The organism is Kitasatospora sp. NPDC036934, assembly GCF_055608425.1.
This window is the reverse complement of record NZ_JBVJQR010000011.1, coordinates 265142-286939: the sequence shown is the minus strand read 5'-3', so window position 1 is coordinate 286939 and position 21798 is coordinate 265142. Positions and strand designations below refer to the sequence as shown.

The following is a 21798-nucleotide window of genomic DNA, read 5'->3' as shown; positions in this document are numbered from 1 at the left end:
AGGGGCCTACAGCTCGGTCCACCCCTGGTCCGGGTAGCGGTGCACCGGCGACGAGATGTCGTCCAGCGCGCCGCGGATCTCACCCGGAAGCGTAAGCGCCTCCACTGACAGTGCCGCCTGCAGCTGTGCCACCGTACGTGCCCCGACCAGCGCGCTCGCCACTCCGGGGCGGTCCCGGACCCAGGCGAGCGCGACCGCGAGCGGGCTGCTGGCGAGCCCGTCGGCGGCGGTGCCGACGGCGTCCACGATCCGCCGGGAGCGCTCGCCGAGGTAGGGCTGGACGAATCCGGTCAGGTGGGGCGAGGCGCCGCGCGAGTCCTGCGGGACACCGTGCCGGTACTTGCCGGTGAGCACCCCGCGGCCGAGCGGCGAGCCCGCCAGGATCCCGACCCCGGCGTCCAGTGCGGCGGGCAGCGCCTCACGTTCGATGCCGCGCTGCAGCAGCGAGTACTCCAGTTGCGCCCCGGCCAGCGGCATCCGGTCGTGGTGGGCGCGCTGCCAGGTGGCGGCCTTGGCGAGCTGCCAGCCGCTGAAGTCGCAGACCGCGGTGTAGCGGGCGCGGCCGGAGGTGACGGCGATGTCGAGGGCGCTGAGGGTCTCCTCGACCGGGGTGGTCGGGTCGAAGGCGTGGACCTGCCACAGGTCGACGTAGTCGGTGCCGAGGCGGCGCAGCGAGGCGTCCAGGGCGGCGAGCAGGTGGCCGCGGGAGCCGTCGAAGCGGCGGTGGGACTCGGGGACGCTGCCCGCCTTGGTGGCGATGACGAGTTCGGAGCGGGGGATGAGGCTGTCGGTGAGGCGGGAGATCAGGTACTCGGCGCCGCCGTCGGCGTACACGTCGGCGGTGTCGACCAGGTTGCCGCCGGCGTCGACGAACTCCTTGAGCTGCTCGGCGGCTTCGTGTTCGTCGGTGTCGCGGCCCCAGGTCATGGTGCCGAGACCGAGGCGGGAGACCTGCAGGCCGGTGCGGCCGAGGTGACGCTTTTCCATCGGACGGGCCCTCCACTGGCCGGTGGTACCGGTGGCCCGGTAGCCCCTGTAAACGCGCAGGTGGGGAGAGCGCTCCCCACGTCGGCTGAGCGTAGCGGCCGGTACCCGGGCAGGGGCGCAGACCCGCAGAACGATCAATGCGCCCGGTGTGACCCGAGCCACTGGTACCCGTCAGTAGCATGACCCGCGCGTGCGCGGCTACCCTCGCCACCAAGCCCACCCGACTGGAAGGTTCGGCACATGCGACTCGGCATCAACCTCGGCTACTGGGGACTCGGCATGGACGCCGACAACATCGCGGTGGCCCAGGAGGCGGACCGGCTCGGCTACTCGGTCTGCTGGGCGGCGGAGGCGTACGGCTCCGACGCCGCGACCGTGCTGAGCTTCGTCGCCGCCAAGACCGAGCGGATCGACGTCGGTTCGGCCATCTTCCAGATCCCGGCCCGCACCCCGGCGATGACCGCGATGACCGCCGCGACCCTGGACACCCTCTCCGGCGGCCGGTTCCGGCTCGGCCTCGGCGTCTCCGGCCCGCAGGTCTCCGAGGGCTGGTACGGCGTGAAGTTCGACAAGCCGCTGGCCCGGACCCGCGAGTACGTGGAGATCATCCGCAAGGCGATGTCCCGCGAGCGCCTGGTGCACGAGGGCGCCCACTGGACCCTGCCGCTGCCCGGCGGTCCGGGCAAGCCGATCAAGCTGACCGTGCACCCGGTGCGCGAGCAGATCCCGCTGTACATCGCCGCGATCGGCCCGAAGAACCTGGAGCTGACCGGTGAGATCGCCGACGGCTGGCTGGGCATCTTCTTCTCGCCCGAGCACTCCGCGCTCTCCCTGGACGCCCTGACGGCCGGCCGCGCCAAGGCCGGGAAGACGCTGGACGGCTTCGACCTCTGCCCCACCGTGAACATCGCGGTCGGCGAGGACATCAAGGCCGCGGTCGACGGCCTGCGCTCCTACGCCGCGCTGTACATCGGCGGCATGGGCAGCAAGGAGAAGAACTTCTACAACCAGCTGACCCGGCGCATGGGTTACGAGCAGGCGGCCGACGAGATCCAGGAGAAGTACCTGGCCAAGGACTACGCCGGCGCCGCGGCCGCCGTCCCGCACGACCTGATCGACGCCACCTCGTTGATCGGCGACACCGCCCGGATCGCCGACCGGATGCAGGCCTACGCCGACGCGGGCGTCACCACGCTCACCCTGGCCCCGTCCGGCTTCACCCTGGACGAGCGGATCCAGGCGCTGCGCACCGGCGTCGACGCGCTGGAGCGGGCCGGCCTGGCGTAGCCCGTAGGGCCCGGCGTGGCCGACCGGGCCCGGCATAGCCCGTGCACGGAAGGGAGCCCGGGCGGCACTACAGCCAGTCGTGCCGCTTGAACACCCGGTGCAGCACCACGCAGACCAGCGCCATCAGCGACAGCACCGCCGGGTACCCCCAGGGCTCGTGCAGCTCGGGCATCACGTCGAAGTTCATTCCGTACACGCCCGCGATCATGGTCGGTACGGCGGCCAGCGCCGCCCAGGCGGAGATCTTCCGCATGTCGTTGTTCTGCTGGACGCTCACCTGCGCCAGGTTGGCGCCGAGGATGTCGGAGAGCAGCCGGTCCATGCCGTCCACCTGGTCGTTCACCCGGGCCAGGTGGTCGGCGACGTCCCGCAGGTAGGGGGCGGTCTCGGGCTGGACGAAGGGGGCGCCGCGCTCCAGCCGCAGCATCGGTTCCAGCAGCGGGACGGTGGCGCGGCGGACGGTCATCACCTGGCGCTTGTAGCCGTAGATCCGCCCGGCGGTGTCGCGGCCGATCCGGCCGGGGGCGAAGACGTCGGCCTCCAGCTCGTCCAGGTCCGCCTGCAGGGCGGCGGCCACCTCGACGTAGCCGTCCACCACGGTGTCGCAGACCGAGTGCAGCACCGAACTGGGCCCGTAGCGGAGCAGTTCGGGTTGCTGCTCCAGCCGGGCCCGCAGGCCGCTGAGCGGGGTGTCCGCGCCGTGCCGGACGGTCATCACGAAGTCCGGGCCGAGGAAGACCATCACCTCGCCGCTGGTGACGGCGTGAGTGTCGGCGTGGTGGCCGAGGGTCTTGAGGGTGACGAACAGCGAGCCCTGGTAGGCCTCGACCTTGGGGCGCTGGTGGGCGCTGACGGCGTCCTCGACGGCCAGCGGGTGGAGCGCGAACTCCTTGCCGACCCGGTCGAGTTCCTCGTTGGTGGGTTCGAAGAGGCCTATCCAGACGAAGGCTCCCGGGCCTGCCTCGCGGGCGGCGGTGAGCGAGTCGGTCAGGTCCTCGGAGGCCCCCAGCCGGCGGCCGTCCTGGTACACGGCGCAGTGGACGATCATGCGGGCCATTGTCCCCCGGACGCGCCCGGGGAGTCGGGAGCCGGGGCGCCGGTGGGGCCACCGGCGGCCGGAGCCGCCCCGGACCGGCACTCCGAGGCCGGCCGATCGGCACTCCGAGACCCCCTGCCGCTGCCCCACCGGCCGCCCAGACCGGCCCACGGCCGGGCCCGGAGGCCGTAGGCTGAGCCCCATGCCCACCCTGCTGCTCGTCCGCCACGGCCGCTCGACCGCGAACACCGCCGGAATCCTGGCCGGTTGGACCCCCGGCGTGGACCTGGACGACACCGGGCGCGCGCAGGCCGCCGCGCTGGCCGGCCGGCTGGCCGGGATCCCGCTGGTGCAGGCCGTCAGCAGCCCGCTGGAGCGCTGTCGGCAGACCCTGGAGCCGCTGCTCGCGGTCCGCCCGGAGCTGGGCGGGCCGGCCGAGGACGAACGGCTGGGGGAGTGCCACTACGGCGAGTGGACCGGCCGTCCGCTGGCCGAGCTGGCCAAGGAGCCGCTGTGGCGCACGGTGCAGGACCACGCCGCCGCCGCGGCCTTCCCGGGCGGGGAGTCGCTGCGCGAGCTGAGCCACCGCACGGTGGACGCCGTCCGGGAGTGGAACGCCAAGATCGCCGCCGAGCACGGTGAGGACGCGGTCTGGGTGGCCTGTTCGCACGGGGACGTGATCAAGGCGGTGGTGGCCGACGCCCTCGGCCTGCACCTGGACCACTTCCAGCGGATCAGCGTCGAGCCCTGCTCCGTCACCGCGATCCGCTACACCCCGCAGCGGCCCTTCGTGCTCAGGATGGGCGACACCGGCGACCTCTCCTCGCTGGCGCCCAGGCCCTCCGGTGCCCCGGCCACCCCGGGAGGCGACGCGGTGGTCGGCGGCACGGCCTGAGCACCGCAGCCCGAGCACTACCGCCAGAGCACCACCGCCCGAGGGGTACGGCCTGACGGGTGCGGTCCGGGGGCACACCCCGGGCCCGCGGGTGCCACCCCCGCCCGGCGGGCCCGGCTCGGCTCCCCGGCCGGGGCCCGGAGGTCGTAGGGTGGCTGATGAGTGCCCCACCTGAGTGCCCCGCAGTTCGACCACCTGCCCAGTTGGACAACCCGATCCGGAGCTAGAGCGTGCCCCGTCAGGTCTTCTTCTACGACCAGCCCGAACGCTTCGTGGCCGGCACCGTCGGTCAGCCCGGCGCCCGGGCGTTCTACCTGCAGGCCAGCGCCCGGGGCCGGATCACCAGCGTGCTGCTGGAGAAGAACCAGGTGGCCGCGCTGGCCGAGCGGATCGAGGAGGTCCTGGACGAGGCGCTGCGGCGCAGCGGCGGCGACGCCGCCATCCCGGCCGCCGCCCCCAAGAACCTGCTGGACACCGCCCCGCTGGACCTCCCGCTGGAGCAGGAGTTCCGGGTCGGCACCATGGCGCTGGCCTGGGACAGCGTGGACGCCTGCCTGGTGGTCGAGGCCCAGGCGCTGGTGGAGGGCGAGGAGGAGGACGCCGAGGAGGCGGTCTTCCAGGACGACGAGAACGGCCCCGACATGCTGCGGGTGCGGCTGTCCGGCGCGATGGCCCGGGTGTTCGCCAAGCGCGCCCTGGACCTGGTCGCGGCCGGCCGCAAGCCCTGCCCGTTCTGCAACCTGCCGCTGGACCCGGAGGGCCACCTGTGCCCGCGCGCGAACGGCTACCGGCGCTGAACACCGAGACCCCGCCGCAGGCCGACCCGGCCGCCGCCGCCGCCCTCGCCGCCGACGTGCGCACCGCCCTCGCGCTGCTGCGCCAGGGCGCGCTGACCGTGCACGGCCGCCTCACCGAGGCCTCCAACGCCGCGCTGTACTGCACGGTCGAGCACGGCCCGCTGAGCGCCCAGGCGGTCTACAAGCCGGTGGCCGGCGAACGCCCGCTGTGGGACTTCCCGGACGGCACGCTGGCCGGCCGCGAGGTCGCCGCGTACGAGCTGTCCGCGGCGACCGGCTGGGAGCTGATCCCGCCCACCGTGCTGCGCGAGGGGCCGCACGGGCCCGGCATGGTGCAGCTGTGGGTCGAGCCGGATCCGCAGGCCGAGCCGCTGCTGGCGCTGCAGGACCCGGCGGGCCCGGAGGCGGGCTGGCTGCCGATCGTCCGGGCCGAGGTGGAGGACGGGCGCACCGCGCTGCTGGTGCACCACGACGACCGGCGGCTGCGTCGGCTCGCGGTGCTGGACGCGGTGCTCAACAACGCCGACCGCAAGGGCGGCCACCTGATCCCCGCCGCCGACGGTCGGGTGTACGGCATCGACCACGGCGTCACCTTCAACACCGAGGGCAAGCTGCGCACCCTGCTGTGGGGCTGGGCGGGCGACCCGCTGCCCACCGAGGCGCTGGAGGTGCTGGCCCGGCTGGCCGAGCAGTTGGACGGGGAGCTGGCCGAGCGCCTCGCCCCGCACCTGACCGGTGCCGAACTGGACGCCACCCGCGCCCGGCTGGCCGGGCTGCGGGACTCCGGCCGGCACCCGCTGCCGTCCGCGGACTGGCCCGCGATCCCCTGGCCGCCGGTCTGACCCACCGTTTTGCCCCCCCCGGGGCAGCGCGCCGGGGTCCGGCCCTCCGGCGGACCCTACCGGCCGGTGGTCTGGACCTGTCACCGGAACAGGTCGCACACTGCTCCGATGGACGTGCGACGGACCACCCCCACCCCCAGAGTCGCGCCGGACCTGCCGTTGCACCGCCTGCAGGTCCCGCTGCCCCACGTACTGCCCTTCGCCATCGGAAGTTTCGACGCGATCGGCCCGCTCTCCCGCGCCAACTTCCCCCACCGCCACTCGTTCTACGAGATCGTCCAGGTCACCGGCGGGCACGGCGCCCATGTCCTGGACCTGGCCCACCGGCCGCTGGCGCCACCGCAGTTGTGCGTGATCACGCCCGGCCAGGTGCACCACTGGGCGGAGGCCGAAGGGCTGGCCGGCCGGGTCGTCCTGTTCAACGAGGACTTCCTGCTGGGGCACCCGCAGGACCTCGCCGCGCTGCGCGCCCTGGCCACCCGCCCCGGCATCGCGCTCGGTGAACAGGCCGGTGCCATCGACGGGTTGCTCGCCGACATGGAGCAGGAGTACCTGACCAGGGCTCCCGGCTACCAGGGCGTGCTGCGCGCCAGCCTGCACATCCTGATTGTCCGGGCGCTGCGCGCCCGCACCCCCGACGACCGGCCCGCGGTACCCACCCGGCCGGCCGAACTGGCCGCCGCCTTCACCCGGTTGATCGCCAAGCCGGGCGGGGTGCGGCACTCGGTGGCCTCCACCGCCCAGGAGCTCGGCGTCTCCCCGGGGCACTTGCAGACCCTGGTCAAGCAGGCCACCGGTCGCACCCCGGGCGGGCTGATCCGCCGGCAGCAGACGCTGGAGGCCAAACGCCTGCTCGCTTGCACGGACTTGACGATCCGTCAGGTCGCCAAGGAGGCGGGCTTCGTGGATCCGGCGTACTTCTGCCGGTTCTTCCGGCGGGAGACCGGGATGACCCCGGGGGAGTTCCGCGCCCGGGTCGACGGAAATCACCATGATCCCCGGATCATGTCCATCGCCGTCGCGCCGGACGGTCCGTAACGTTCCTACTGGCCACCGGCGGCCGGTCCAGCGCGCGGACGGCGGTCGGTTCGGCCCTTGTCATGCCCCCACCATGGCAAGGGCCGCCCCATCACCCTGAGGAATCCACCGGAAGGAGACGGCGCATGCCCCCGTCCGACGGCATGATCAGCCGCAAGACCGTCCTGAAGGCCGCCGCCGCGCTCGGGGCCGCGCCGCTGCTGGTCGGCGGCGGGGTCGCGCTGGCCCGGGACCAGGCCGGCACCGGCCGCACCCCCGGCCTGACCCCCGAGTGCCACGACGGCGACGACCCCACCATCGAGCAGATCGAGGGACCGTACTTCAAGCCGGACTCCCCGCTGCGCAGCTCGATGGTGAACGACGGCCCGGGCACCCGGCTGACCGTCAGCGGCTACGTCTTCGGCCGCGCCTGCCGGCCCGTCTCCGGCGTGCTGCTGGACTTCTGGCAGGCCGACGACGGCGGCAACTACGACAACGTCGGCTACACCTTCCGCGGCCACCAGTTCACCGACGCCAACGGCGCCTACCAACTGGACACCATCGTCCCCGGCCTCTACCCGGGCCGTACCCGGCACCTGCACGTCAAGGTCCAGGCCCCCGGCCGCCCGATCCTGACCACCCAGCTCTACTTCCCGGGCGAGCCGCGCAACAACACCGACACCATCTACGACGCCCGGCTGCTGATGAACGTCCAGCCGAACGGCTCCGGCGAGACCGCCACCTTCGACTTCGTGCTGGACGTGCCGCAGACCCCGGGCACCCCCAGCCCGACGGCCACCACCACCCCGACCGGTACCCCGACCGGTGGGCCCACCGCGCCGCCGGGCGGCAGCTGGACCCCGGGCACGGCGTACCGCGCGGGCGACCGCGTCACCTACTCCGGCGCCTCCTACGTCTGCCTCCAGGCGCACACCGCCATGGCGGGCTGGGAGCCGCCGAACGTGCCGGCCCTCTGGCAGCGGTCGTAGCGGCTCCGGCTGCTTCCCCGGGGAGCCGGAGCGCCCGGTCGGCGGCAGGGCCGACCGGGCGCTCACCCATGTCCGTAACCGAACGGATCGAGTCATACGCCCGAAACGGAACATGCTCTATCAGTCGCAAGGTGACCAGGCAACGACAGGAAGCGAATCCAGTCGATCTTCGTTACTGGTTAGGCTTTCAAATGTTCTCAAGGTTAAGGTCGATCCCATGCATGCCTGGCCCGCCTCCGAGGTTCCCGCCCTGCCTGGTCAGGGGCTCCCCCTCCGTATCTACGACACCGCAGCGGGCAAGGTCCGCGAGGTCGTGCCGCAGGACGGCACCGCCCGGATCTACGTCTGCGGCATCACGCCCTACGACGCGACCCACATGGGCCACGCCGCCACCTACAACGCCTTCGACCTGGTGCAGCGGGTCTGGAAGGACGCCGGTCACGACGTCCTCTACATCCAGAACGTGACCGACGTCGACGACCCGCTGCTGCAGCGCGCCGTCGAGACCGGCCAGGACTGGGTGGCCCTCGCCGAGCGCGAAACGGCCCTCTTCCGCGAGGACATGACCGCCCTGCGGCTGCTCCCGCCGGCCCACTACGTCGGCGCCGTCGAGTCGATCCCGTGGATCGTCCCGATCGTGCAGAAGCTGCTGGCCTCCGGCGCCGCCTACAAGGTCGACGAGGACATCTACTACTCGGTCGACGCCGACCCGCACTTCGGCGAGGTCTCCGGCCTCAGCCGCGAGGCCATGCGCCCGGTCTTCGCCGAGCGCGGCGGAGACCCGGACCGCCCCGGCAAGCGCAACCCGCTGGACGCCCTGCTCTGGCTGGCCGCCCGCCCGGGCGAGCCCGCCTGGGACACCGAGCTCGGCCACGGCCGCCCCGGCTGGCACATCGAGTGCGTCGCCATCGCGCTGCAGTACCTGGGCATGACCTTCGACCTCCAGGGCGGCGGCAGCGACCTCTCCTTCCCGCACCACGAGATGGGCGCCTCGCACGCCCAGGTCGCCACCGGCTCGCACCCGTACGCCAAGGCGTACGTGCACGCCGGCATGGTCTCGCTGGACGGCCACAAGATGTCCAAGTCCCGCGGAAACCTGGTCTTCGTCTCGGCCCTGCGCCGCGAGGGCGTCGACCCGGCGGCGATCCGCCTGGCGCTGCTCTCGCGCCACTACCGCGCCGACTGGGAGTGGACGAAGGGCGTCCTGGACGAGGCCGTCGAGCGCCTCGCCCGCTGGCGGGCCGCGGTCTCCCGGCCGGACGGCCCGGCGGCCGAGCAGCTGCTCGCCGAGGTCCGCGCGGCACTGGCGGACGACCTGGACGCGCCCGCCGCGCTGGCCGCCGTCGACCGTTGGGTCGCGCAGCAGGAGAACCAGGGCGGCTCCGACATCGGCGCGCCCGGTCTGGTCTCCCGGACGGTGGACGCCCTGCTCGGCGTCGCGCTGTAACCCCGTCACCGCACGCCGAAGGGGCGCCGGGACTTCGGTCCTGGCGCCCCTTCGGCGTGCGGTGACGGGCCGGACGGGCCCTACTCGTCCTCGGCCCCGTCCTGGCTCTCCCGGGTGGTGCCCGGCCCCTCCGGCTCGGCCGGCCGCTCGGCCGTCGCGTGCCCCGCCACCGGCTTCTCGCCGGTCGGGCCGACGTTCTCCCGGCGGCGCAGATAGCGCTCGAACTCGCGCGCGATCGCGTCCCCGGAGGCCTCCGGCAGCTCCGCGGTGTCCTGCGCCTCCTCCAGCTGCTGGACGTACTCGGCCACCTCGCTGTCCTCGGCGGCCAGCTGGTCCACGCCCAGCTGCCAGGCCCGGGCGTCCTCGCCGAGCTCGCCCGGCGGGACCCGCAGGTCCAGCAGGTCCTCCAGCTTGTTGAGCAGCGCCAGCGTGGCCTTGGGGTTGGGCGGCTGGGCGACGTAGTGCGGCACCGCGGCCCACAGCGTCACGGCCGGCACCCCGGCGTGGGTGCACGCCTCCTGGAGCACCCCGACGATCCCGGTCGGCCCCTCGTAGCGGCTCTCCTCCAGGTCCAGCCGGCGGGCCAGCTCCGGGTCGGAGGTGACCCCGCTGACCGGCACCGGGCGACTGTGCGGGGTGTCGCCGAGCAGCGCGCCCAGGATCACCACCAGCTCGATGCCCAGCTCGTGGGCGAAGCCCAGCAGCTCGTTGCAGAACGAGCGCCAGCGCATGCTCGGCTCGATGCCGCGCACCAGCACGACGTCCCTGGTCACCGGCTCCGTCACCCGGACCACCGAGAGCCTGGTGGTCGGCCAGGTGATCCGGCGGATGCCGCCGTCCAGCCAGATCGTCGGACGGTTGACCTGGAAGTCGTAGTAGTCCTCCGCGTCCAGGGCGGCGATCACCTTGCCGCCCCAGGTCTCGTCCAGATGCGCCAGGGCCGCGGAGGCGGCGTCGCCCGCGTCGTTCCACCCCTCGAAGGCGCAGACCATCACCGGGTCGATCAACTCGGGAACATCTTCCAGCTCGATCACCCAGCGTCTCCCTCCGGTCGGCGGTCGGACCCGCACCGCCTCGGCTGGATTGCCGGGGCGGGCCGGCTCCCGCCAGTCGAACCTCTCGTCTCCCATGGAACGGCTCGCTCCATGGTCCCTACCTGCCCAGCCTACGGGCTTTGATGCGCATGGCGGTCGGGCACCGGGACAGTCTGGGGGAGCGGGCCGCCGTGATCCAGCGGATATCCGGCCCGTCCAGACTGACGCTGCGTCAGGTCGCCCGGTGGGGACGCGCGGTGCCGGGGCGGCGACGCAGGGGTACGGATCGCCCGCCGGGCGCGGCGGCGCGATGATGGGGAGGCAGGGGCCGGGCGGAAGGGGCCGACCGATGAACCGATGGCTGTGGATCGGCGCGGGCGCGGGCACGGCGGCGCTGGCCGGGGCCGCGCTGCTGGCGGCGGACCGGGCCGGGCGCCGGCTGCCGGTCGAGCACGTCACCGAGGGCGGGCTGGAGCTCGCCCAGTCGCCCGGCGCGGTCTGGGACGTGCTGACCGACATCGACCTCTACCCGGCCTGGCGCCCGGGCCTGACCCACGTCGAGCGGCTGCCCGCCGGGGCCGGCGGCCGCCCGCGCTGGCGAGAGTACGACCGGCACGGGCACACCACCTACGAGGTGGTGGCCAGCGAGCCCCCGCACCGGCTGGTGACCGGCATCGCCGACCCGGAGCTGCCCTACGGCGGCACCTGGACGTACCTGCTGTCCCCGGCGGGGCCCGGCTGCTCGCTCACCGTCACCGAGCGCGGCGAGGTCCGCAAGCCGCTGGACCGGGCCGTCGCGCACTACCTGGTCGGCGAGGACGCCACCGTCCACCGCTACCTGGGCGCCCTGGCGCACCGGATGGCGGCCTGAGCGGGGTCGGGCCGGCAGCGGGTCGGGCGGGAAGTGGATCAGGGGGGAGCCGTTCGGGCGGGAAGCCGGTCAGGCGGGATCCACCCAGCCGTCCCGGTACGCCGCCCAGTTCTCCGGCGTCGCGGCGAAGTCCACGTACAGCGCGACGCCGAAGTCCGTCCGCCGCGGGTCCTGCCGGCCCAGGCCCAGCCGGACGCCCCGGACGGCCGCCGGGACGGTCTCCGCGTCGCCCCGGTGCCCCCACTTGTCGTCCCAGAAGAACGGCAGACCGATCAGCAGGTCGACCTCCGGCGGGGTGGCCTCCAGCGCCAGCTCGGTCTGCAGGGCGACGTAGCCGCCGAACAGCGGCTCGGTCGGCATCGAGGTGTCGTAGGCCATCACCGCGACCTGGTCGACCCGGCGGGCGGTCTCCCGGAAGTACGCCTGGTCCCACCACTTGCCGTGGTCGGTGAGCAGGATGCCGGCCGTGTGCAGGCCGGGCACCGGGTCGATCTGCGGGGCGGCCACCGACAGCTTCGCGCCGCGGGCGGCCGTCACCGGGCGGACCTCGTCGAGCAGGGCGAGCCAGCCCGCCGTGCCGGGGCGGATCGGCTCCATGTCGAAGTGCACGCCGTCGAAGCCCTGGTCCAGCACCTGGGCCACGGAGGCGGTGACCCGGTCCCGGGTGGGTGCGTCGTTCAGGTCCAGGGCGTCCCGCTCGGGCTTGACCTCGTCGCCCAGCCAGCCCTGCAGCCGCACCCCAGGCAGAGCCCGGTGGGCGGCCTGGGTGAACCAGCGGGCCTTCGGGTGGACGGAGGCCGGCAGCGAGCCGTCGTGCTCCAGCGGCCCGGTGTGGACGTACAGGTCGCGCACGCCGGTGCCGGCCAGCTGCCGGGCCAGCGCCGCCACGTCGGCGTCGGTCTTGCGGCCGTCCACCCAGGCGTGCCCGAGCCAGACGGCGTCCCGCCCCCGGGTGCGGGCCTCGGCGGCCGGTTCACCCGTGTAGTGCAGCCGGAACGCGATGAACGCCGAGCCCAGCGCGGCGACCGGTACGGCGGCCGCCAGCCCCAGCGCGACCAGGGCGCGGCCCCACCACGGCAGGCCTCTCCACCGGCGCAGCGGGGCCCCGGCGGCCCGACCGGTGCGCCGCGCGACGGTCCCGAATCGGGCCACCCGGTTGCTCCCCCCCCTTGCGGTCGAGCGCCCAGGATACGGAATGCACCGGCAGCCGGGGCCGTGCGCCGGATACCCTGGCCACGTGCGTGCCCGAGCAAGCGGGCGCGCAAAGCCGACAGCCGTCGCACAGGGAGACGCCCCATGGCCACTGCAGCCGATCCGTCCATCACCCAGCAGAGCCGCGCGAACGCGCTGCGCGAGGCACTCGCCACCCGGGTGGTGGTGGCCGACGGTGCGATGGGCACCATGCTCCAGGCACAGGACCCGACGCTGGAGGACTTCCAGAACCTCGAGGGCTGCAACGAGGTCCTCAACAGCACCCGGCCCGACATCGTCCGCTCCGTCCACGAGGCCTACTTCGCGGTGGGCGTGGACTGCGTGGAGACCAACACCTTCGGCGCCAACTTCTCCGCCCTGGGCGAGTACGACATCCCCGAGCGCATCTTCGAGCTGTCCGAGGCCGGTGCCCGGATCGCCCGCGAGGTGGCCGACGCCCACGCCGCCGACGGCCGCACCCGCTGGGTGCTCGGCTCGATCGGCCCCGGCACCAAGCTGCCGACCCTCGGCCACGCCCCGTACGAGACGCTGCGCGACGGCTTCCAGCAGAACGCGGCCGGCCTGATCGCCGGCGGTGCCGATGCCCTGCTGGTGGAGACCAGCCAGGACCTGCTGCAGACCAAGGCCGCGATCCTCGGCTCCAAGCGCGCCCTGGCCGAGGCCGGGCTGGACCTCCCGGTGCTGGTGCAGGTGACGGTGGAGACCACCGGCACCATGCTGCTCGGCTCCGAGATCGGCGCCGCGCTCACCGCGCTGGAGCCGCTCGGCGTCGACTACATCGGCCTCAACTGCGCCACCGGCCCGGCCGAGATGAGCGAGCACCTGCGCTACCTCGCCAAGAACGCGCGGATCGGCCTGTCCTGCATGCCGAACGCGGGCCTGCCGGTGCTCGGCAAGGACGGCGCCCACTACCCGCTCTCCCCGGCCGAACTGGCCGAGGCGCACGACGTGTTCACCCGCGAGTACGGCCTCTCGCTGGTCGGCGGCTGCTGCGGCACCACCCCCGAGCACCTGCGCCAGGTGGTCGAGCGGGTCCAGGGCCGCCCGATCGCCCGGCGCGAGCCGCAGCCGGAGCCCTCGGCCTCCTCGCTCTACCAGGCGGTGCCGTTCCGCCAGGACACCTCGTACCTGGCGATCGGCGAGCGCACCAACGCCAACGGCTCGAAGAAGTTCCGCGAGTCGATGCTGGCCGGCGACTGGCAGGCCTGCGTGGAGATCGCCCGCGACCAGATCCGGGACGGCTCCCACCTGTTGGACCTCTGCGTCGACTACGTCGGCCGCGACGGCGTCGCCGACATGAAGGAGATCGCCGGCCGGCTGGCCACCGCCTCCACCCTGCCGATCGTGCTGGACTCCACCGAGCCGCCGGTGCTGCGGGCCGGTCTGGAGGCGCTCGGCGGCCGTGCGGTGCTCAACTCGGTCAACTACGAGGACGGCAACGCCCCCGACTCGCGCTTCGGGCAGATCGCCTCGCTGGCCCGCGAGCACGGCGCCGGCCTGATCGCGCTGACCATCGACGAGCAGGGCCAGGCCCGTACCGCCGAGCTGAAGGTCGAGATCGCCGAGCGGCTGATCGCCGAACTCACCACCGACTACGGCATCGACGAGGGCTCGATCCTGGTCGACTGTCTGACCTTCACCCTGGCCACCGGCCAGGAGGAGTCCCGCCGGGACGGCATCGAGACCATCGAGGCGATCCGCGAGCTCAAGCGCCGCCACCCGAAGGTGCAGACCACCCTCGGCCTGTCGAACATCTCCTTCGGCCTCAACCCGGCCGCCCGCGTGGTGCTCAACTCGGTCTTCCTGCACGAGTGCGTGGAGGCCGGCCTGGACTCGGCGATCGTGCACGCCTCCAAGATCCTGCCGATCTCCCGGATCCCGGAGGACCAGCGCGAGGCCGCCCTGGACCTCGTCTACGACCGCCGCCGGGACGGCTACGACCCGCTGCAGCGCCTGCTGGAGCTGTTCGAGGGCGTCTCCACCGCCTCGGTCAAGGCCTCCAAGGCCGAGGAGCTGGCCGCGCTCCCGCTGGAGGAGCGGCTGCAGCGCCGGATCATCGACGGCGAGCGCAACGGCCTGGAGGCCGACCTGGACGAGGCGCTGACCGTGCGTCCGGCGCTGGAGATCATCAACGAGACCCTGCTGGCCGGGATGAAGGTGGTCGGCGAGCTGTTCGGCTCCGGCCAGATGCAGCTGCCGTTCGTGCTCCAGTCCGCCGAGGTGATGAAGACCGCGGTGGCCCACCTGGAGCCGCACATGGAGAAGTCCGACAGCGAGGGCAAGGGCACCATCGTGCTGGCCACCGTCAAGGGCGACGTTCACGACATCGGCAAGAACCTGGTCGACATCATCCTGTCCAACAACGGCTACAACGTGGTCAACCTGGGGATCAAGCAGCCGGTCTCGGCGATCCTGGACGCCGCCCAGGAGCACAAGGCGGACGTCATCGGGATGTCCGGCCTGCTGGTGAAGTCCACCGTGATCATGAAGGAGAACCTGGAGGAGCTGAACCAGCGCAAGCTGGCCGCCAGCTTCCCGGTGATCCTCGGCGGCGCCGCCCTGACCCGCGCCTACGTCGAGCAGGACCTGCACGAGATCTACGAAGGCGAAGTCCGCTACGCCCGGGACGCCTTCGAGGGCCTGCGGCTGATGGACGCGCTGATCGCGGTCAAGCGCGGGGTGCCCGGCGCGACCCTGCCGGAGCTCAAGCAGCGCCGGCACGCCCGGGTCGAGGTGGCGGAGCCGGAGCCCGAGGTCAACCTCGGCCAGATCCGCTCCGACGTGGTGCTGGACAACGCGCTGCCCACCCCGCCGTTCTGGGGCGACCGGATCGTCAAGGGCATCCCCTTCGCCGACTACGCCTCCTGGCTGGACGAGGACGCGCTGTTCAAGGGCCAGTGGGGCCTCAAGGCGGCCCGCAACGGCGACGGCCCGTCCTACGAGGAACTGGTGGAGACCGAGGGCCGGCCGCGGCTGCGGGCCTGGCTGGACCGGCTGCAGACCGAGGGCTGGCTGGAGGCGGCCGTGGTCTACGGCTACTACCCGGCCAACTCCAAGGGCGACGACCTGATCGTCTTCCACGAGGACGGCACCGAGCGGACCCGCTTCACCTTCCCCCGCCAGCGGCGCGGCCGCCGGCTCTGCCTGGCCGACTTCTTCCGCCCGGAGGAGTCCGGCGAGCGGGACGTGGTCGGGCTGCAGGTGGTCACCATGGGCAACCGGATCTCGGAGGCGGCCAACGAGCTGTTCGCCGGGAACTCTTACCGGGACTACCTGGAGCTGCACGGGCTCTCGGTCCAACTGGCCGAGGCCCTGGCCGAGTTCTGGCACGCCCGGGTCCGCTACGAGCTGGGCTTCTCCGGCGAGGACCCGCAGGACGTCAAGGACATGTTCGCGCTCAAGTACCGGGGTGCCCGGTTCTCGCTCGGCTACGGGGCCTGCCCCGAGCTGGAGGACCGCGCCAAGATCGCCGACCTGCTGCGGCCGGAGCGGATCGGCGTGGTGCTGTCGGAGGAGTTCCAGCTGCACCCGGAGCAGTCCACCGACGCGATCGTGATCCACCACCCCGAGGCGAAGTACTTCAACGCCCGGTAATCCCGATGCCCTTCTCCGTTCGCTCTTTCCGGACGAAGCGGGCGTATCCTGGATGATCCTGAACGGGCCGGTCCGCTCACCAGCGGGCCGGCCTGTGCCATCCCCAGGAACCGCTGGGATCGGACGGAAGGACCCACCATGACCACCAGCTCCACCGCCGCCCTGGCACTCGACCACGGGGACCACCGCGGCCTGCAGGCGGTGCTGCTGGACATGGACGGCACGCTGGTGGACACCGAGGACTTCTGGTGGCAGGCCGAGGTCACGCTCTTCGCCGAGCTGGGCCACCAGCTGGACGAGCAGGACCGGGCCCATGTGGTCGGCGGCCCGATGACCAGGGTGATGGACTACCTGGTCGCCCGCACCGGGGTGGACATCGCCCCGGCCGACCTGGGGGTGCTGGTCAACCAGCGCTTCGTCGACCTGCTGGCCGGCGGGGTGCCGCTGATGCCGGGCGCCGAACGGCTGCTCAACACCCTTGCCGCGCACGGCGTCCCGGCCGCGCTGGTGTCCGCCTCGCACCGGCACGTGATCGACATCGTGCTGCGGTCGCTGGGTGCCGAGCGCTTCGCCTTCACCATCGGCGGGGACGAGGTGCCGCGCACCAAGCCGTTCCCGGACCCGTACCTGGAGGCCGCCCGTCGGCTGGGGGCGGAGCCGGCCCGCTGCGTGGTCGTCGAGGACACCCCGACCGGGGTGCGGGCGGGCGAGGCGGCCGGCTGCCCGGTGATCGCGGTCCCGTCGGTGGCTCCGATCGAGTCGGCTCCCGGGCGGCTGGTGCTGCCGTCGCTGGAGCAGGTCGACCTCGACCTGCTGCGCTCGCTGGTCGTCTCGCGAGTGTGATTGTCATCTCATTGCGGCTGGGGTCTACTCGCCGGTAAACGCCTCGCCCCGAGGACTCCGGGGGAGAAAACGGGCATTGGCTGACAACTCGTCGGGCACGCCGTGATGCCCTCAACCACCGTGTCCCAAACGTCATCTGCACGGGTATCGGTCGTGCGTGTTCGATATGGCACGCTACTCGGGTTCGCGACACCCCCGAAGGACGCTCCCGTGAAGACTTCAGCTGAACGCCTGGCAGCACTCGGCTGCGCCGGTCTGGTCGCCGTGACGGTGGCCGGGTGCGGATCGGTCACCGACGCCGTCAAGGGGGACAGCGGCGGCAAGTCGATCACCATGGGCACCGCCCAGCTGACCGGCACCCTGGACCCGGCGGTCGTCTACGACTCCGGCTCCTGGCTGGTGCTGCGCAACACCTTCCAGTCGCTGCTGACCTTCCCGGCCGCCGCCAGCACGCCCTCCCCGGACGCCGCGCAGTCCTGCGACTTCTCCGGCGGCGAGGCCACCGAGTACCACTGCACCCTGCGGCCGGGGCTGAAGTTCTCCAACGGTCACCCGCTGACCGCCGAGGACGTGGTGTTCTCGATCCAGCGGACCAAGAAGATCGACGACCCCAACGGCCCGGCCGGCCTGCTCTCCTCGATCAAGAGCGTGGAGGCCAAGGGCGACAGCGAGGTGGTCTTCCACCTGTCGGCCCCCGACGCCACCCTGCCGGCCAAGCTGGCCTCCCCGGCCGGCGCCATCGTCGACCACCAGGTCTTCCCGGCCGACAAGGCGCTCTCCAACGACAAGGTGGTCGGCTCCGGCCCGTACCGCCTCGACTCGGTCGAGGCCATGGCCGACGGCAAGCAGCTGGGCAAGGTCGTGCTGGTGCCCAACGACAAGTACAGCGGCGACGCCAAGCTGCGGAACAACAAGTTCACCGTCCGGTACTTCGACAAGCCCGCCGACCTCAAGGCCGCGCTGGACAAGGGCGACGTCGACGTCACCGACAACAGCCTGGAGCCCAACACCGCCGCCCAGATCCGCTCCGACCAGCAGGGCGGCAAGACCGACCTCCAGGTGGTCGAGGGCGACAGCAACGACACCCGCTCGCTGGCCTTCAACACCAAGGACCCGGTGCTGAGCAACGTCGGCGTCCGCCAGGCCGCCGCCGCGCTGCTCGACCGCAAGGCGCTCGCCCGCGACGTCTTCGCCCGCACCGTCCAGCCGCTGTACGCGATGGTCCCGGCCGGCGTCACCGGCCACACCACCGCCTTCTTCGACCGCTGGGGCGACCAGGACGTGGCCAAGGCCAAGAAGGCCCTCGCCGACAACAAGGTCCAGACCCCGGTCAAGCTCACCCTCACCTGGTCCCGTTCGCGGGCCGGCAACGGCGAGGCCGACACGATCAAGAAGCAGCTGGAGACCGGCGGCCTGTTCCAGGTGACGGTCCAGCAGGAGCCGGACTGGGACGCCTACAAGAAGGGCTGGACCACGGGCAAGTACCAGGCGTACATCGTCGGTTGGTTCGCCGACTACCCGGACCCGGACAACTACATCGCCCCGCTGCTGGTCGACGGCGGTATCTTCCACACCGGCTGGGACGACCCGAGGATCAGCCAGAAGCTGATCCCGGACGGCCTCAAGCAGGCCGACCGCAGCGCCGCCTCGGCCGGCTACGGGCAGATCCAGCAGATCGTCGCGGACTCCGTGCCGCTGCTCCCGCTGTACCAGAACAAGTCCTTCTACGCGGCCCGCGCGGACATCACCGGCGTCGAGTCCACCGTCGACACCACCGGCTTCTTCCGCTTCTGGGAGATCGGCCGCAACGGCAAGTAGCGCGCCACGCACGGCGGCCCGCCCGCTCCCCCCAAGCACCGGGGGAGCGGGCGGGCCGCCGTCACGTTCCGGCCGGCTACAGGGTGCCCGGTCGCACCAGCCCGCTCTCGTAGGCGTACACCGCCGCCTGGACCCGGTCGCGCAGCTGGAGCTTGGTCAGCACATGGCCGACGTGGGTCTTCACGGTCGTCTCGCTGACGAACAGCTCGGCCGCGATCTCCGCGTTCGACAATCCGCGCGCCACCAGCTTCAGCACCTCCAACTCCCGCTCGGTCAGCGCGCTCAGCGCCTGGGGCGGCGCCTCCTCGCCGGAGGGCAGCTTGGTGGCGTACATGTCCAGCAGTCGGCGGGTGATGCTCGGCGCCAGCATCGCCGCGCCGTCCGCGACCACCCGGATCGCCTGCACCAGCTCCTCCGCCGGGACGTCCTTCAGCAGGAAGCCGCTGGCGCCCGCGCGCAGCGCCTCCACCACGTACTCGTCCAGGTCGAAGGTGGTCAGCACCAGGACCTTGGCCGGCCCGTCGCGGCCCGGACCGGCGATCCGGCGGGTCGCCTCGACGCCGTCCATCCGCGGCATCCGGATGTCCATCAGCACCACGTCGGGCTGCAGCGCCCGCACCTGGTCCAGCGCCTGCTGGCCGTCGCCGGCCTCGCCGACCACCACCAGGTCGGACTCGGCCTCCAGGATCATCCGGAAACCGGTGCGCAGCAGCGGCTGGTCGTCGACCAGCAGCACTCGGATCGTCACTAGGACTCCTCGCTCATCGGATCCCCCGTGGGATCTCTCTCATCCGACGTACGGCTCGGCGGCAGCGGCAGCGGCAGCGGGTACGGCGGCGGGGTGCCGCCGAACTCCGGGCAGCTGGCCTGGTGGTCGCACCAGTCGCAGAGCCGGTTGCGGGTCGCCGGGAAGTCCCCGGTGGCCACCGCCTGGGCGATCCGCTCCCACAGCGCCTGCAGCTTGCGCTCCACCGCGAGCAGGTCGGCCTCGTCCGGGTCGTAGCTGACCACGTCCCCGCCGCCGCCCAGGTAGACCAGCTGGAGGCGCTTCGGGATCACGCCCTTCCACCGCCACACCACCAGCGCGTAGAACTTCATCTGGAACATCGCCTTGCCCTCGAAGTCCCGCGAGGGCGCCCGGCCGGTCTTGTAGTCCACCAGCCGCACCTCGCCGGTGGGGGCGACGTCGACCCGGTCGATGTAGCCGCGCAGCAGCAGCCCCGACTCCAGGGCCGTCTCCACGTACAGCTCGCGCTCGACCGGGTGCAGCCGGGTCGGGTCCTCCAGCCGGAACCACTGGCCGACCAGCTTCTCGGCGTCCGCCAGCCAGCGGGTCAGCGCCGCGCCGTCCGGGTCGTCCGGGAACAGCGAGCCCAGCTCCGGGCGCTCGCCCAGCAGCCGCTCCCACTGCGGGCGCAGCAGGCCCAGGGCCCGCTCCGGCGTCCGCTCGGCCGCCGGGCTGTCGAACAGCCGCTCCAGCACCGCGTGCACCAGCGTGCCCCGGGTCGCCGCCTGGCTAGGGGGCTCGGGCAGCCGGTCGATCACCCGCAGCCGGTACAGCAGGGGACAGGTCAGGAAGTCCCCCGCGCGGGACGGGGACAGCCCGGTCGGGGGCGCCGCCGGGCGCGCCGGAGCCGCGGCGGCGCTGCTGGTGTCGGTCTGCTGCATGGCTACGACCCTATTGCCCTTTGCTGTCATCCCGCTGCCACGGTGCTGCCGCCCAGGCTTCCCAGCGCCCAGGCCTTTCCCCGGCCGGGGCCGGTCCGAGGTCCGGGGCCGGTCCGCGGCCGGTGCAGTGGGTATGAAGCTGACAGAGGGGCGCGCGGCACCGAGAGGCCGCGATCACGTAGCGTGGGCGCACCGGGGGCACGACGGGCGGACGACCGAAGGGATCACGGTGAGTGACACCAGGGGGCAGCAGACCTCCGACCAGCCACCGCAGGACGGCGACCGCCCGGGCGGGCAGCCGCCGGAGCGCGGCGGCGGTCTCCTGATGGGGCGCCCCTTCGGCGTGCCCGTCTACGTCACCCCGTCCTGGTTCGTCATCGCCGCCCTGATCACCTGGGTGTTCGGCGGGCAGCTCGCCGACGTCCTGCCCGAACTCGGCAGTGGCGTGCGATACCTGCTGGCCTTCTTCTTCGCGGTGGCCTTCTACGCCTCCGTGCTGGTGCACGAACTCGCCCACACCTTGGTCGCGCTGCGTTACAAGCTCGGGGTGCGGCGGATCCAGCTGCAGTTCTTCGGCGGCGTCTCCGAGATCGAGAACGAGGCCGACAGCCCCTGGCGGGAGTTCTGGCTGGCCTTCGTCGGCCCGTTGCTGTCGCTGGTGCTCGGCGGGGTCTTCTACCTCGCGCTGCGCGCCGTCGAACTGTCCAGCGTGCCCGGGGTGCTGCTGACCGGCCTGATGGTCTCCAACCTGGTGGTCGCCGCTTTCAACCTGCTGCCCGGCCTGCCGCTGGACGGCGGGCGGATGCTGCGCGCCGTGGTCTGGGCCATCACCGGCAGGGCGATGACCGGCACGGTGGCGGCGGCCTGGATCGGCCGGGCACTGGCGGTCGTGGTGCTGTTCGGCCTGCCCCTGCTCAGCGCCTCGCGCGGCGCCGAACTCAGCACCACCGACACCCTGGTGGACGCGGTGCTGGCCGCCGTGCTGGCGGCGATCATCTGGAACGGCGCCACCGGGAGCCTGCGCAACGCCCGGCTCAAGGCGGCGCTGCCCGAACTGCGGCTGCGCGACCTCGCCCGCCGCACCGTCGAGGTCACCGCCGACACCCCGCTCGGCGAGGCGATGCGCCGGGCTCACGAGGCCCAGGCCGGCGCGGTCGTGGTGGTGGACGGCCGGGGGGACCCGATCGGCATCGTCCGGGAGTCCGCGGTACGGGCCGTACCGGAGCACCGCCGCCCCTGGGTGGCCGTCGGCCCGCTCGCCCGCGACCTCGAACCGGGGCTGCGGCTGGACGCCGACCTCGGTGGCGAGGCCCTGCTGCGGGCCATCCAGGCCACCCCGGCGGGGGAGTACCTGGTGGTCGAGGCGGACGGCCGGGTGTACGGCGTGGCCGCCCTCACCGACATCGAACAGCGCCTCACCGCCGCGGTGTCCGGCCGGTGACCAGGGCCTGGTGAGGCGGG

18 protein-coding genes are annotated in these 21798 nt (G+C 72.9%); 12 read left to right on the top strand and 6 right to left on the bottom strand.

All coding sequences use genetic code 11. The features are described from left to right. Positions 1–6 precede the first annotated feature (6 nt). Positions 7–987 carry an aldo/keto reductase gene (locus tag ACZ7BZ_RS19345; protein ID WP_380462666.1) on the bottom strand — a complete coding sequence of 327 codons (981 nt, stop codon included), beginning with the start codon at positions 985–987 and terminating at the stop codon, positions 7–9. Positions 988–1227: 240 nt separating this feature from the next. Between ACZ7BZ_RS19345 and ACZ7BZ_RS19340 the strand changes: the two genes are divergently transcribed. Further along, complete coding sequence (locus ACZ7BZ_RS19340) at positions 1228–2274, top strand: LLM class F420-dependent oxidoreductase (RefSeq protein WP_465744444.1); 1047 nt, start codon at positions 1228–1230, stop codon at positions 2272–2274. Positions 2275–2341: 67 nt separating this feature from the next. Here the strand turns inward: ACZ7BZ_RS19340 and ACZ7BZ_RS19335 are convergent, their stop codons facing one another. Beyond that, the gene (locus tag ACZ7BZ_RS19335; protein WP_470359315.1) at positions 2342–3331 is read right to left on the bottom strand and encodes a magnesium and cobalt transport protein CorA; all 990 of its coding nucleotides are present in this window, start codon (positions 3329–3331) and stop codon (positions 2342–2344) included. Between the two features lie 181 nt (positions 3332–3512). On the opposite strand from ACZ7BZ_RS19335, the gene ACZ7BZ_RS19330 reads away from it, so the two are divergent. The 6 genes from ACZ7BZ_RS19330 (at position 3513) to mshC (ending at position 9297) form a co-directional block, all read left to right on the top strand. Then, positions 3513–4205, top strand: a complete 693-nt coding sequence (locus ACZ7BZ_RS19330) for an MSMEG_4193 family putative phosphomutase (protein ID WP_470359314.1) — start codon at positions 3513–3515, stop codon at positions 4203–4205. A 230-nt stretch (positions 4206–4435) separates the two neighbouring features. Continuing rightward, positions 4436–5002, top strand: coding sequence for a DUF3090 domain-containing protein (locus tag ACZ7BZ_RS19325; RefSeq protein ID WP_470359313.1), 567 nt, complete (start codon positions 4436–4438; stop codon positions 5000–5002). A 56-nt stretch (positions 5003–5058) separates the two neighbouring features. Further along, positions 5059–5844: an SCO1664 family protein gene (locus ACZ7BZ_RS19320; RefSeq protein ID WP_470359327.1), complete on the top strand. Its 786-nt coding sequence runs from the start codon at positions 5059–5061 to the stop codon at positions 5842–5844. 108 nt (positions 5845–5952) lie between these two features. Continuing rightward, positions 5953–6882 carry a helix-turn-helix transcriptional regulator gene (locus ACZ7BZ_RS19315; protein WP_470359312.1) on the top strand — a complete coding sequence of 310 codons (930 nt, stop codon included), beginning with the start codon at positions 5953–5955 and terminating at the stop codon, positions 6880–6882. A 125-nt stretch (positions 6883–7007) separates the two neighbouring features. Next, positions 7008–7850: a dioxygenase family protein gene (locus ACZ7BZ_RS19310; protein WP_470359311.1), complete on the top strand. Its 843-nt coding sequence runs from the start codon at positions 7008–7010 to the stop codon at positions 7848–7850. A gap of 217 nt (positions 7851–8067) precedes the next feature. After that, positions 8068–9297: a cysteine--1-D-myo-inosityl 2-amino-2-deoxy-alpha-D-glucopyranoside ligase gene (gene mshC / locus ACZ7BZ_RS19305; RefSeq protein ID WP_470359310.1), complete on the top strand. Its 1230-nt coding sequence runs from the start codon at positions 8068–8070 to the stop codon at positions 9295–9297. An 80-nt stretch (positions 9298–9377) separates the two neighbouring features. Here the strand turns inward: mshC and ACZ7BZ_RS19300 are convergent, their stop codons facing one another. Then, complete coding sequence (locus ACZ7BZ_RS19300) at positions 9378–10331, bottom strand: PAC2 family protein (protein WP_470359309.1); 954 nt, start codon at positions 10329–10331, stop codon at positions 9378–9380. A gap of 349 nt (positions 10332–10680) precedes the next feature. On the opposite strand from ACZ7BZ_RS19300, the gene ACZ7BZ_RS19295 reads away from it, so the two are divergent. After that, positions 10681–11202, top strand: a complete 522-nt coding sequence (locus ACZ7BZ_RS19295) for an SRPBCC family protein (RefSeq protein WP_470359308.1) — start codon at positions 10681–10683, stop codon at positions 11200–11202. Positions 11203–11271: 69 nt separating this feature from the next. Here the strand turns inward: ACZ7BZ_RS19295 and ACZ7BZ_RS19290 are convergent, their stop codons facing one another. Further along, positions 11272–12354: a glycoside hydrolase family 18 protein gene (locus tag ACZ7BZ_RS19290; protein WP_470359307.1), complete on the bottom strand. Its 1083-nt coding sequence runs from the start codon at positions 12352–12354 to the stop codon at positions 11272–11274. A 144-nt stretch (positions 12355–12498) separates the two neighbouring features. On the opposite strand from ACZ7BZ_RS19290, the gene metH reads away from it, so the two are divergent. The 3 genes from metH to ACZ7BZ_RS19275 all read left to right on the top strand — a co-directional run bounded on the left by metH (position 12499) and on the right by ACZ7BZ_RS19275 (position 18669). Continuing rightward, positions 12499–16008 carry a methionine synthase gene (metH, locus tag ACZ7BZ_RS19285; protein WP_470359306.1) on the top strand — a complete coding sequence of 1170 codons (3510 nt, stop codon included), beginning with the start codon at positions 12499–12501 and terminating at the stop codon, positions 16006–16008. Positions 16009–16146: 138 nt separating this feature from the next. Continuing rightward, positions 16147–16851, top strand: a complete 705-nt coding sequence (locus ACZ7BZ_RS19280; RefSeq protein WP_380463649.1) for an HAD family hydrolase — start codon at positions 16147–16149, stop codon at positions 16849–16851. A 210-nt stretch (positions 16852–17061) separates the two neighbouring features. Continuing rightward, on the top strand, positions 17062–18669 hold the full coding sequence (locus ACZ7BZ_RS19275) for an ABC transporter substrate-binding protein (protein WP_470359305.1): 1608 nt from the start codon (positions 17062–17064) through the stop codon (positions 18667–18669). 76 nt (positions 18670–18745) lie between these two features. On the opposite strand, the gene ACZ7BZ_RS19270 is transcribed toward ACZ7BZ_RS19275, so the two are convergent. Further along, the gene (locus ACZ7BZ_RS19270) at positions 18746–19417 is read right to left on the bottom strand and encodes a response regulator (RefSeq protein ID WP_030286109.1); all 672 of its coding nucleotides are present in this window, start codon (positions 19415–19417) and stop codon (positions 18746–18748) included. Beyond that, positions 19417–20337 (bottom strand): RecB family exonuclease, encoded by a 921-nt coding sequence (locus tag ACZ7BZ_RS19265; protein WP_470359304.1) that lies wholly within the window; start codon positions 20335–20337, stop codon positions 19417–19419. Before ACZ7BZ_RS19265 ends, ACZ7BZ_RS19270 begins: the two co-directional genes overlap by 1 nt. A gap of 229 nt (positions 20338–20566) precedes the next feature. On the opposite strand from ACZ7BZ_RS19265, the gene ACZ7BZ_RS19260 reads away from it, so the two are divergent. Further along, positions 20567–21778, top strand: coding sequence for a site-2 protease family protein (locus ACZ7BZ_RS19260; protein ID WP_470359303.1), 1212 nt, complete (start codon positions 20567–20569; stop codon positions 21776–21778). Positions 21779–21798: the final 20 nt, after the last annotated feature.